6 protein-coding genes are annotated in these 12,606 nt (G+C 68.0%); 4 read left to right on the forward strand and 2 right to left on the reverse strand.

What is annotated here, in order from left to right:
• Positions 1–256: 256 nt before the first annotated feature.
• On the reverse strand, positions 257–724 hold the full coding sequence (locus tag Q358_RS0108840; RefSeq protein WP_051530270.1) for a hypothetical protein: 468 nt from the start codon (positions 722–724) through the stop codon (positions 257–259).
• A gap of 164 nt (positions 725–888) precedes the next feature.
• On the opposite strand from Q358_RS0108840, the gene recC reads away from it, so the two are divergent.
• The 3 genes from recC to recD are packed head-to-tail and all read left to right on the forward strand — an operon-like array spanning position 889 to position 10,878.
• Complete coding sequence (recC, locus tag Q358_RS0108845; protein ID WP_027961718.1) at positions 889–4,587, forward strand: exodeoxyribonuclease V subunit gamma; 3,699 nt, start codon at positions 889–891, stop codon at positions 4,585–4,587.
• Entirely contained in the window at positions 4,584–8,576 is a 3,993-nt protein-coding gene (gene recB, locus Q358_RS0108850) for an exodeoxyribonuclease V subunit beta (protein WP_027961719.1), read from the forward strand. The genes recC and recB overlap by 4 nt, the downstream gene beginning before the upstream one ends.
• Positions 8,569–10,878 (forward strand): exodeoxyribonuclease V subunit alpha, encoded by a 2,310-nt coding sequence (gene recD, locus Q358_RS16955; RefSeq protein ID WP_043487942.1) that lies wholly within the window; start codon positions 8,569–8,571, stop codon positions 10,876–10,878. Before recB ends, recD begins: the two co-directional genes overlap by 8 nt.
• 90 nt (positions 10,879–10,968) lie before the next feature.
• On the opposite strand, the gene Q358_RS0108860 is transcribed toward recD, so the two are convergent.
• A complete protein-coding gene (locus Q358_RS0108860; protein ID WP_027961720.1) occupies positions 10,969–11,895 on the reverse strand; it encodes a LysR family transcriptional regulator in 927 nt (308 codons plus the stop codon).
• Between the two features lie 172 nt (positions 11,896–12,067).
• Here Q358_RS0108860 and Q358_RS0108865 point away from each other — a divergent pair, with 172 nt between their 5' ends.
• Complete coding sequence (locus Q358_RS0108865; protein ID WP_027961721.1) at positions 12,068–12,514, forward strand: DoxX family protein; 447 nt, start codon at positions 12,068–12,070, stop codon at positions 12,512–12,514.
• The last annotated feature ends 92 nt before the right edge of the window (positions 12,515–12,606 follow it).

Consider the following 12,606-nt stretch of genomic DNA (forward strand, 5'->3'; position numbering starts at 1 on the left):
TGCGACTCCGGCTAGGACGGGGCGCTCATGGCACTGCCCGAGAACAGGCGGTAGATCTTGCCCGGGCTTAGCTCATGCTCCTCCAGCAGATAATCACTCATTCAAGGAACTCCATTATCGAACCAGCCTTTGTATGGTTCCCCATCCCGGAGTGCGCCCTGGCGATGTGCAACACATGTCGACGAGCGAGGTACCGATGCTGCTTTAATGCGGCAACGGTCCCTGGCGCCGGCGCGGATAGCCTGGGCGGTGATGTCTATTCGAAGCTGGTACAGACAGGCGCCTGCATCGCCGGCTCATGGACCACATCGAGGGTGACCGACGACTCGACGTGAATCAGCGCCTCACGCCACTGATGGTCGATGTTGATCGGGTCGCACTGACCCTCACTGCCGCCGCCGAAGTTGGAGTCGGCCCAGTAGTGAACGTCGTAGAGTCGCCCTTCCTCCAGCGCACCGGGGAACGTAAAGGAAAAGGCCGGCTCCTCGCTCGTCGAGACGCTGCCGGTATCACTGGCCACGACCTCGCCGGCGGTTACGTCATACAGCGCCACGTGGATGGTCTGGCCACCATGGGGCGAGATAAAGGAGCCATCACCGGTAAAGGTGAGATCGTGGCCTTCATTGGCCAGGGCAGATGCGGCCAGGACGGATGTGGACGCCAACAGCAGTGCCGCCGCCAGCGGGCGTGAAATGCTCCGGGTACCGGGAATCAAGCGCTTCATGACATACCTCCTTGGGGATCATTCGACTTCGCTCGGGGCCTGTCGGCCTTCCCTTTCAGCCTAGCCTACCCGGCACATCTATCGAACCCGGGCAGGCAGCCCCGCGCCATGGAGTATGGCACCATGGCAAGGCCCCCTCTGACCACCCGCGAAGGAACCGCACCATGCCCGTCCTCGAAGACTCCGCCCTGCAGCCCGGCTTCATGGTGATTCACGGTAACCGCCTGGAGTCGCTGCGCGGCCTGGCGGTCGAGTGGATGCGGCGCCATCCGCTGGGGCCGCTGGAGGACGAGACGATCCTGGTGCAGAGCAACGGCATCAGTCAGTGGCTGAAGCTGGCACTGGCCGAGGACCGACAGCATGGCGGTGCCGGTATCGCCGCGGCCCTGGACGTGACCCTGCCGGCACGCTTCCTGTGGCAGGCCTATCGTGCCGTTCTCTCTCAACGAGAAGGCGAAGAGCAGGTGCCGCAGGTCTCTCCCTTCGACAAGCCGCGCCTGGTGTGGCGACTGATGCGCCTGCTGCCCGCCCTGCTCGATTCACCGACCTTCGCTCCCCTGGCTCGCTTCCTGGAAGGCGACGACGACCTGCGCAAGCGCCACCAGCTGGCCGAGCGCCTGGCCGACCTCTTCGACCAGTACCAGGTCTACCGCGCCGATTGGCTCACCGCCTGGGCGACAGGTCATGACGTGATCCTGACGGCCCGCGGCGAGTCGCGCCCCCTGTCGGAGGAGCAGCGCTGGCAGGCCGAGCTGTGGCGCGCACTGCGAGACGACATCGGCCCCGAGGGGCTGGCCTCCAGCCGCGCGGCGGTGCATGAGCGCTTCCTCGAGGCGTGCCGCGGGCTCGACCCTCAGCCGACCCCGGAAAAAGCGCCCCCGGCAGGCCTGCCGCGACGGGTCGTGGTATTCGGCATCTCCTCGCTGCCCGCCCAGACCCTCGAGGCGCTGGCCGCCATGGCGCGGGTCAGCCAGGTCCTGCTCTGCGTGCACAACCCCTGCCGCCACTACTGGGCGGATATCATCGAGCACAAGGACCTGCTTCGCGCCGAACGCCGGCGCCAGCGCCGCCGCCCCGGCATGCCGGCGGACCTGGCCGACACCGAGCTGCACCTTCACGCCCAGCCGCTGCTCGCCGCCTGGGGCAAGCAGGGCCGGGACTACCTGCGCCTGCTGGATGAGTTCGACGAGGCCCAGGCCTACCGGAAGCTGTTCGAGGGCGAGGCGCTACGCATCGACCTCTTCGACTCGCCGCTGGATGGCGGAGAAGGCTCTCGAGGGAAGAGCACCGAGCCCGGCCTGCTTCGCCAGCTCCAGGACGATATCCTCGAGCTTCGCCCGCTCCAGGAAACCCGCGACACCTGGCCGGCGATAGACCCGGCCCGGGATGGCTCGCTGCGCTTCCAGGTGGCCCATAGCGCCCTGCGCGAGGTGGAGATCCTTCACGATCGGCTGCTCGCCGCCTTCAGCGAGGACCCGACTCTCAAGCCCCGCGATATCCTGGTGATGGTGCCCGATGTGGACCAGTACGCCGCCGCGGTGCAGGCGGTGTTCGGCCGCCTCGGCGTCGACGATCCTCGCCATATCCCCTTTACCCTCTCCGACCAGGCCAGCCGCCACCGCCTGCCGCTGTTGATCGCGCTCGAGTCGCTGCTGCGCCTGCCGGAGCTGCGCCTCTCGGTAAGCGACCTGCTCGACCTGCTGGAGGTGCCGGCGCTGCGGGCCCGCTTCGCCATCCCCGAGGGCGGCCTGCCCACCCTGCGCCGCTGGATCGAGGGCGCCGGCATCCGCTGGGGGCTCGACGCCCGCCAGCGCCAGAGCCTCGACCTGCCCGAGGGACTCACCGCCAACACCTGGGCCTTCGGCCTGCGCCGGCTGCTGCTGGGCTATGCGGTGGGCTCGGCCGCCGAGGGGCCCTGGCAGGGCGTGGAACCCTATGACGATATCGGCGGACTGGAGGCCTCCCTGGCCGGCCCGCTGATGGCGCTGGTCGACACCCTGGAGACCCAGTGGCGCATACTGGCCGAGCCCTGTGATGTGGCCACCTGGGGCGAGCGGTTGCGCGGCCTGCTGGAGGCCTGCTTCCTGGCCGACTCCGACCAGGACCTGATGGCGCTGACGCGGCTCGAGCAGGCCCTGGAAGTCTGGCAGGAGAGTGCCGAGGAGGCCGGGCTCACCGAGCCCCTGCCGCTATCCGTGGTGCGCGAGCACTGGCTTGCCCAGATAGACGAGACGAGCCTCTCCCAGCGCTTCCTGGCCGGGGCGGTGAATATCGCCACCCTGATGCCGATGCGCGCCATCCCCTTTCGCCATGTCTGCCTGCTGGGCATGAACGACGCCGACTATCCCCGGGTACAGCGCCCGCTGGACATCGACCTCATGGCTCAGGACTACCGGCCCGGCGACCGCTCCCGACGCGAGGACGACCGCTACCTCTTCCTGGAGGCGCTGCTCTCGGCCCGCGACCGGCTGAGCATCAGCTGGGTGGGGCGCAGCATCATCGACAACACCGAGCAGCCACCCTCGGTGCTGCTCAGCCAGCTGCGCGACCATATCGCCCGGGGCTGGCGGCTGGCCGGAAAGGAAGACGACAGCGAGGCACTGCTGGCCGCGCTGACCACCGAGCACCCGCTGCAGCCCTTCAGCATCGATTACTTCCGCGAAGGGTCGAGCCTTGCCACCTACGCCCACGAATGGCGCGAGCCGCATCGCCCCGACGCCGACTCCGCGAACGCCTCGCCCACGGGCACAACACCGCTGGCGCCGTTTCATCAGGAGAAACCGCTCACCCTGTCCCAGCTGGGCCACTTCCTCAAGGCCCCGGTAGCGGCCTTCTTCAACACGCGGCTCAGGGTCCACCTCGAAACGGAGGCCACCGAGTCCCTGGATAGCGAGCCCTTCATGCTGGATGGCCTCGGCCGCTGGCAACTACAGCAAGCCCTGATCGATGCGAGTCGAGCGGCGGTGGAGGCCGGCGAGCCCCATGAGCCCGCCATGCAGGCGACCCTGGAGCGCCTGGAACGCGAGGGACGCCTGGCCATGGGCGGCTTCGCCGAGCGCATGCGCGACGAGCTCGTCGAACCTATGGACAGCCTCTTCTCCGAGTATCGCCGGGTCCTCGAGGAGTGGCCCCACGCCCTGCAGGAGCCGCTGGACGTCTCTCTCGACCTGCGAGAGATACTGGGCGTCGACCTGGTGCTGGAGGACTGGCTGGGCGAGCTGCGCGTCAACGACGCCATGGAACGCTGCCGGGTGCTGCTGACCACCAGCAGCCTGGTCAGCAAGGGCAAGTATCACTGGAAGCACTGGCTCACCCCCTGGGTCGCCCATCTCGCCGGCCAGCTGGAAGGCCCCATGACCACGCGGCTGCTCTCCCGCGCCGGGGGCGGCACCCTGGCCCCGCTTCCCGCCGAGGAGGCCCGCGCACGGCTTGCGGACATTGCCACGGCCTGGCAACGCGGCATGGCCACCCCCCTGCCACTGGCCCGGGACACCGCCTTCACCTGGCTGGAGAAGGGCGGCACGCCCCAGGCCATGCAGCGCTGCCAGGCCGGCCAGACAAGCGACGAAGATAACAAGGCCTGGAACGCCCTCGACACCGCCTACTACGGCAGCGGCTTCAACAACGACCATGGCGAGCGCGGCCGCGACGCCTACCTGATGCGCCAGTGGCCAGCGCTGGAGCCCATGCTCCGCGCCGAGCCCTCTCCCGTGGGGTCAGACCCCTCGCTCATGGGGTCTGACCCCATGGGTTTTGCCGAGCTGGCCGAGGCGCTCTACGCCCCGCTGCTGCGCGCGGTCAGGAAACCGCAGGACAAACGCACCAAGGGAAGCAACGGGAAAGGCAAGGGAGGCAAGGCATGAACCCACAGGACCCGACACCCCCGACCCTGGACCCGATTCATCTGCCGCTCACCGGCAGCCGGTTGATCGAGGCCAGCGCCGGCACCGGCAAGACCTTCACCATCGCTCTGCTCTACGTGCGCCTGGTGCTGGGCCCTCGGGACGAGGCCGACGACGAGAGCTTTCCCCTCGCCCTCACCCCGCCGGAGATCCTGGTGGTAACCTTCACCAACGCCGCCACCCGGGAGCTGCGCGACCGCATCCGCGCCCGGCTGGTGGAAGCCGCCGAGGCGTTTCAAGCGGCACAGCCGGGGACAGTCTCCCATTTCAATGCCGCCTCCGGATCAGCTCCGTTCATGAAAGCTCCATCAAAAGACGAGGTCGGCGACCCTCTTCTGGCACTGCGCGACAGCTACCCCCGCGAGCGCTGGCCCGCCTGCGCCCGACGCCTGCAGCTGGCCGCCGAGTGGATGGACGAGGCCGCCGTCTCCACCATCCACTCCTGGTGCCACCGCATGCTGCGCGAGCACGCCTTCGAGAGCGGCAGCCTGTTCTCCCTGGAGATGAACCTCGACCAGTCGGAGCTCGAACTCGAAGTCGCCCGAGACTACTGGCGCAGCTTCTACTACGCCCTGGACGCTGAAGCCCTGTCGGTGATCACCCGCTATTGGGAGACCCCCGACGCCCTGGCCGCCGACGTGCGCCGCCTGCAGGGCGACGCCGACCTGCTGCCCGACGCCCCGGCCCCCGCCGGGGCACTGGCCGACATGCAGGCAGAGCGCAAGCGCGTGCTGGAAGACCTCAAGGCGCCCTGGCCCGCCTGGCTCGATGAGCTCGGCGACGCCCTGGAGGCCGCCGCGGCCGGCAAGGCCTTCGATCAGCGCAAGCTCAACAGCAAGAGTCGCGCCAGCTGGCTGGGTGCCCTGCGCGACTGGGCCAATGACCCCGAGCTCGACGTCCCCCGGCTGACCGATACCGCCTGGCAGCGCCTGACCCCGGCGGGCATCGCCGAGATCTGGAAGACGGGCGAGCCCCTGGACCACCCCGCCCTGCATGCCATCGCCGAGCTGCCGGACCGGCTCAAGGCCCTGCCCGATGCCCACGCCGACCTGCTGGCCCACGCCGTGCGCTGGATGAGCCGGCGCCGCCAGCGTGTACAGCAGCGCCGCGCCGAACTCGGCCCCGACGACCTGCTCGAGCGCCTCGACGCCGCCTTCGCCGGCCCCTCCGGCGAGGCCCTGGCCGCTCATGTCCGTCGCCAGTTCCCGGTGGCGCTGGTGGACGAGTTCCAGGACACCGACCCGGTGCAGTACCGATTGTTCGATCATGTCTACCGGCTCGCGGCGCCGCCGGACCCCGATGCCCCCAGCGGCATCCTGCTGATCGGCGACCCCAAGCAGGCGATCTATGCCTTCCGCGGCGCCGATATCCACACCTACCTGCAGGCACGCCGCGATACCGCCGGGCGCCATGTCACCCTGGGCACCAACTTTCGCTCGGCCAGGACCATGGTGGCGGCGGTCAACCGCGTGTTTCGCTTCGCCGAATCTCACCCGGCCGGGCGTGGCGCCTTCCTGTTCCGCCACGAAAAAACGCCGCAGGAGCCCTCGGTGGCCGATAACCCGGTGCCGTTCCTGCCGGTCGCCGCCCAGGGCAGAAAGGACTCCCTGGTGCGCGACGGGGCACCCGTGCCCGCCATGACGCTGTGGCACCTGGCGAACGACGCCACCCCCGAGAAGGGCATGAGCAAGGGCGCCTACTTCGAGGAAATGGCGACCCGCTGCGCCACCGAGATGGCCCGGCTGCTGCGCGAGGGCCAGGCCGGACACACCGGCTTTGCAACGCCCGGCGAGCCCTTCAGGGCGCTGGCGCCCTCCGACCTGGCCGTGCTGGTCAACAACGCGAGCGAGGCCAGGGCGATCCGCAACGCCCTGCTCGAGCGCGGCATCAAGAGCGTCTACCTCTCCGACAAGGAGGGCGTGTTCGAGACATCCGCGGCCCTGGAGCTGGAGACCTGGCTGGCCGCCTGCGCCGAGCCCGACAGCGAGCGTCGCCTGCATGCGGCCCTGGCTCAGCCGAGCCTGGGGCTGTCTCTGGCCGAGCTCGACGCCCTGCAGCATGACGAGCTGGCCTGGGAGGAACGCGTGTTGCAGTTTCGGGCCTACCACCGCCAGTGGCAGCGCCAGGGCGTGCTGCCCATGCTGCACCGGCTGCTGGCCGACTTCGCCATCCCCACCCGGCTGCTCAAGAGCGCCAGCGGTGAACGCCACCTCACCGACCTTTTACATTTAGGCGAACTGCTCCAGCAGGCCAGCGCTGAACTTGACGGCGAACATGCCCTGCTGCGCCACCTCGGCGAGGCCTGCGCCCAGCCACCGGCCCAGGCCGACACCCATCGTCTGCGCCTGGAGAGCGACGCCGACCTGGTGCAGGTCGTCACCATTCACAAGTCCAAGGGGCTGGAATATCCGCTGGTCTTCCTGCCCTTTATCTGCGCCTTCCGGGCGAAGCAGGCCAGCGACCTGCCGCTGACCTGGCACGACGAAGCGGGCCACCGAAAGCTCTCCCTGGAACCCGACGAGCATGTGCTGGCCCGTGCCGACGACGAACGCCTGGGCGAGGACCTGCGCAAGCTCTACGTGGCCCTGACCCGCGCCCGTCACGCCACCTGGTTGGGCCTCGCCCCGCTCCAGGCCCTGGAGCGCAGCGCCATCGGCCAGGTACTGACCGCCGGTGCACCGCTCTCGTCACCCTCGACGGAGGGCCTGCTCGAGGCCCTGTTTCCCCTCGCCCACGAGGCCGCGGAGACGGAGCTGCGGGTAATGCCGGCACCGGAGCCCAGCGACCTCATGGTGCCCGGCGAGGCGAACGACGCGATTCTGCGCGAGGCGCTGACGCCGGTTCGACGCGCCCGGGAGCACTGGTGGATCGCCAGCTATTCGGCGCTGCAGATAAGCGGCGGACGCATCGGCGGTGGGGAGGAAGAACCTGCTCTTCTGGAAGAACCTGCTCTTCTGGAAGAACCTGAAAAGGCGCTGTTGATAGAGCCCGAAACCGCTCTGGAGGCCACCGCCCGAGAGTTGCGCGACGAGCCCAGCGACAGGGTGGCGCCAGACATGGAACGCCATCGAGCGCAGGCCGGACAAGGCGATATCTTGCGAGAAGGCGGAGTTCACAAGCCGTTAAATGAGCATTTCGAGCAAGATATCAACGCCGTATGGCCGAGCGCAGATCGTTCCATTCACCGCTTCCCCCGGGGTCCGGCGGCGGGGACCTTCCTGCACGGCCTTCTGGAATGGGCCGGCCAGGAAGGCTTTGCCCGGCTGGCCGTCGCTCCCGAGCGGCTGGATGACACCCTGGCGCGACGCGCCAATCTGCGCGGCTGGCGCGAGCGTATTCCGGCGCTGCAGGCCTGGCTCCACGGGCTGCTGGCAAGCGAGCTGCCGGTGCCCGACGCCCCCGAGGGACCGGTAGCGCCGCTGCGCCTCGACCGGCTGGAGGGCGCTCGCTATCAGGTGGAGCTGGAGTTCTGGTTCGCCGCTCACCGGGTCGATACCGGCCGCCTGGACGCCCTGATCAGCGCCCATACGCTGGGGGGCGCGGCACGCCCGGCGCTGGAACGCGACCGCCTCAACGGCATGCTCAAGGGCTTTATCGACCTGGTGGTGGAACACGAGGGACGCTTCTATGTGCTGGACTGGAAGTCCAACTACCTGGGCCGCGACGACGCGGCCTATTCCGAGGCCGCCATGGCCGAGGCGGTGCGCGAGAAGCGCTATGACCTGCAGTACTGCCTCTACCTGCTGGCCCTGCATCGCCTGCTCGAGGCACGCCTGCCGAACTACGATATCGACCGCCACCTGGGCGGGGCGCTCTACGTGTTCCTGCGCGGCCAGCATGCCCCCTCTCGCGGCGTCCATCGCGAACGCCCGCCCCGCCAGTTGATCGAGGAACTCGACGCCCTGTTCCGCAACGCCGACGCCACCGCCCCGGAGGCCAGCCATGAGTGACCCTTCACCTACCGCCCGGGCCGCCACCACCGGGGCCCTGCACGACACCGACGCCCTGTTCGCCCTGCTCGACCGCTGGGTGGACCGCGGCTGGCTGCGCGCCCTGGACCGGGCCTTCGCCGCCTTCCTGGCCCGCGAGGTGGCCGATGCCCCGGCGCCACTGCTGCTGGCCGCGGCACTCGCCAGCCACCAGCTCGGTCGTGGTCACGTGTGTCTGGACCTGACACAGACCCTGGCCGAACCGGACCTGGCTCTCTCGCTGCCACCGGAGGGCGACAGCCTGGAGGATCCACCGCCGCGTCCCAGCCAGCTGCTCGCCGAACTTGGCCTCGCCGACTGGCTGACGTCGCTCATCCATCCGGTGCTCATCGGCGACGGTCCCGGCAGCACACCGCTGGTGCTCGAGGGCGCCCGGCTCTACCTGCGCCGCTACTGGCATCATGAACGCTCGATCCAGCAGCATATCGCCACCCGGCTGGAAGGCCTGGATGGCAGGCCGGCAACCGATGTCGCGATCGGCGTCGATAGACCGCGGGGGCGGCCCTCCCCGCCCTCCGCTACTGGTCCCCTCTCCCGGGCTCTCGCCGCCCTCTTCCCGGCGTCCGAGGCCCTGGACTGGCAGAAGGCCGCCTGCGCCCTGGCCTCCCGCTCGCCCTTCGCGGTGATCACCGGCGGGCCCGGCACCGGCAAGACCACCACCGTGGTCAAGCTGCTTGCCCTGCTGCAGGCCCTGACACTCGGCGCGGGATGCCGCCCGCTGCGTATTCGCCTGGCCGCCCCCACCGGCAAGGCCGCCGCGCGCCTCAATGAATCCATCGCCGGGCAGGTCTCGGGGCTGGACATGACGGCACTGGCTCCCCTGCTGGTGTCCCCTGAGGCGCCAGGGAAAACGACTGGATCGCGGGAGCCCGATGTATCGGCAACAGATCAGCCCTCCCAGGACAACGGCGAGCGACTTCGCCAGGCGATTCCTACCGAGGTCACCACCCTCCACCGCCTGCTGGGCTCACGCCCCGATACCCGCCACTTCCGCCACAATGCCCGCCACCCGCTGCCCCTGGACGTGCTGGTGGTGGATGAGGCCTCCATGGTCGATGTGGAGATGATGGCCGCCCTGCTCGACGCCCTGCCGCCCCTCGGGCGCCTGGTGCTGCTGGGTGACAAGGACCAGCTGGCATCGGTCGAGGCCGGCTCGGTGCTGGGCGATCTTTGCGCCCGGGCGGAGGGCGGACACTACACGCCCGACACCGCCGACTGGCTCGCCGAGGCCATCGGCCAGGCGCTGCCTCCGGAGATGCACGATGCCGAGGGCACGCCACTGGACCAGGCCATCGCCATGCTGCGGGTCAGCCACCGTTTCGATGCCGAGAGTGGCATCGGCCAGCTCGCCGCCGCCGTCAATCAGCAGGGGCGGGCACCAGGCCGCGAGGCACCGAGCAGACAACAGCGTGCCGCGATCCGTGGCGTGCTCGACCACGGCTACGCCGACCTCTCACACCTGAAGCTCGACACCGACAACGACCGCCGACTGGAGCGCCTGGTGGTCTCGGGCCACGCCAGGGGCTTTCCCGGTGCCGGCGTGAATCGCCGGCTGCGCGACCAGCCACTAATGCCGCCGGTGGGCTATCGTCACTATCTGGAGACGATGCAAGATGCCTCGCCGCCGCCGGATGCCAGCGGCGAGGTCGAGCGCGGGGCCCTGGACGACTGGGCCCGTTCGGTGCTTACCGCCCACGGCCGATTCCAGCTGCTCTGCGCCCTGCGCCGCGGCCCCTGGGGCGTGGAAGGGCTCAACGAGCGCATCCGCGCCGCGCTGGAGAAGGAGGGATTGATCGACAGCGGCGACGGCCGGCGCCTCTGGTATCCCGGCCGACCGGTGCTGGTGACCCGGAATGATTACGGCCTGGGACTGATGAACGGCGATATCGGCATCACCCTCGCGCTGCCCCGGCCGACGGCCTCGCCACGGGGGCCCCACCATGGCGCCTCGTCACTGCGCGTGGCCTTCCCCGCCGGCGACGGCAGCGGCCAAATCAAGTGGGTGCTGCCCAGCCGCCTGCAGGCGGTGGAAACGGTCTTCGCCATGACGGTGCACAAGTCCCAGGGCTCTGAGTTTACCCACGCCGCCCTGCTGCTACCCGACGCCCCCAACCCGATCCTCACGCGGGAGCTGGTCTACACCGGCATCACCCGCGCCCGCCACTGGCTCAGCCTGGTGGAAGCCGGCCGCGGCCAGCTGCTGGATGCGGTGGAGAGACGCGTGATGCGAACCAGTGGGTTGGGAGTATCCGGGAAGATATGAAAAGGCCGGATACAAGCATCAAAAACGCCCGACGAATGATAAGCGGCATATGAGGACCCCGGTTTTGTGGTGAGAGAACCAAAGAAAGGGTCATGTTGTCCTGCAGCTTGATATGGCGTTTCGCCACCGCCATCCGGCCGCTTGCAAGGCCGCAGCCAGCGCCTGTGTCGCTGGACCTGAGGCATTGCGGTCGGCATGCACCAGAAACAGCGTTTCCTGCCGCTGTCCGCCTTCCATCAGCGGGAGCCGCTTCAGGGTGCCTGCCTCCAGCTCCCCGCGAATATGCTCGTAAGGTAGCCAGGCAAACCCCAGCCCATCCGTGGCGAACTGAATCGAGGTGCTGAGCTGGGAAACGGTCCAGCGCTGTTCGGCGTCAAGCCAGCCCGCATCCTGGCGTCGCTTGAGCCCCGAGTCCCGAACCACAAACTGGCGATGCGCGCGCAGGTCATGGTGGGTCAGCTCGCGCTCAAGTTGATGCAACGGATGCTCGGGGTGCGCCACCGCGAGAAAGGTCACGTCCAGCAGCGGCTGGCCCAGAAAGCCGGGAGGCGGGCGGTGAGTTATTACCAAATCGGCCTCTCCATTGAGCAGGGCTTCCTGGGTGCCGGACAGCACCGACTCGATGAGCTGCACCCTTGACGCCCGGCTCTCGGGCACAAAGGCCGCCAATGCCTGACTCAGCAGGGCGGTGGGGAAGATGGCTTCTACCGCCAGCCGAACTTCTGTTTCCCATCCTTCGGCCAGGTTGCTAGCCAGGTACTCAAGGCTCAAGGCGTCATCGATCAAGACGCGCGCCTGTCGCAGCAGCGTTTCGCCCGCCGGCGACAGCGTTGCCTTGCGCCCCTGCATCGTCAGTACCTCCACCGGCAGCTGCTCCTGCATGCCTTTCAGCGCATAGCTTATCGATGACTGGCTGCGGTTGAGCGCCTCGGCGGCTCGGGCGTAGCTGCCTTCATCCACCACCGCTTGCAATATGGCCCACTGCTCCAGACTGATACGGGGAATTCTCTGTGTCATTTCGTCTTCTCGTAGCAATACGCCTGGCCGGAAACTGCCCCGCGAATGGCCGAGCGATATGAGTTTGATCGAATTATCCGTTCTTTACGCTTTAAATAATGCCACTTTTTAGCACGTTAAAGTGGCTAAGCTATCGTCATTACATCAACACATCTATCGCTAGGACTTTCGCATGAACACATCATTGGTCCACAAGGTTCTTTCCAGCAACGCCGGTATTGCTCCTTTGGCGCTGCGCATTCCGGCCGGTGTTATCTTCATGGCTCACGGCGCACAGAAGCTGTTTGGCTGGTTTGGCGGCGGCGGCCTTACCGGTACCGCCCAGTGGCTGTCTGCCATGGGTATCGAGCCGGGCTTTCTGATGGCGCTGCTGGCGGGTGGCACCGAATTCTTCGGCGGCCTTGCCTTGATCCTCGGCCTGCTGATCCGTCCGGCCGCGGTGGGACTGGCTGTCACCATGCTGATGGCGATTTTCAGCGTGCATATCGCCAACGGCTTGTTCATTAGCAACAACGGCTATGAGTTCGCTCTATCCCTGCTGGCCATATCCATCGCGTTAGCCATCAGCGGTGCGGGTAGCGTCTCGCTTGACCCGTATCTGGCTCGCAAGGCGCGTTAAGCCTCACCAACCATCAGGAGGTCTCTTATGGCTGGGCTGACCGAGGCAATCAAGCAGTGGTTCTGTAAACCCAAGAACGGGAATATTCCCCA

Origin of the sequence: Halomonas halodenitrificans DSM 735 (assembly GCF_000620045.1) — a bacterium.
Taxonomy (GTDB): domain Bacteria; phylum Pseudomonadota; class Gammaproteobacteria; order Pseudomonadales; family Halomonadaceae; genus Halomonas; species Halomonas halodenitrificans.

Coding starts and splice junctions, on each gene's coding strand:
- Q358_RS0108840 (WP_051530270.1), bottom strand. CDS start 724: ATGAAGCGCTTGATTCCCGGTACCCGGAGCATTTCACGCCCGCTGGCG.
- recC (WP_027961718.1), top strand. CDS start 889: ATGCCCGTCCTCGAAGACTCCGCCCTGCAGCCCGGCTTCATGGTGATT.
- recB (WP_027961719.1), top strand. CDS start 4,584: ATGAACCCACAGGACCCGACACCCCCGACCCTGGACCCGATTCATCTG.
- recD (WP_043487942.1), top strand. CDS start 8,569: ATGAGTGACCCTTCACCTACCGCCCGGGCCGCCACCACCGGGGCCCTG.
- Q358_RS0108860 (WP_027961720.1), bottom strand. CDS start 11,895: ATGACACAGAGAATTCCCCGTATCAGTCTGGAGCAGTGGGCCATATTG.
- Q358_RS0108865 (WP_027961721.1), top strand. CDS start 12,068: ATGAACACATCATTGGTCCACAAGGTTCTTTCCAGCAACGCCGGTATT.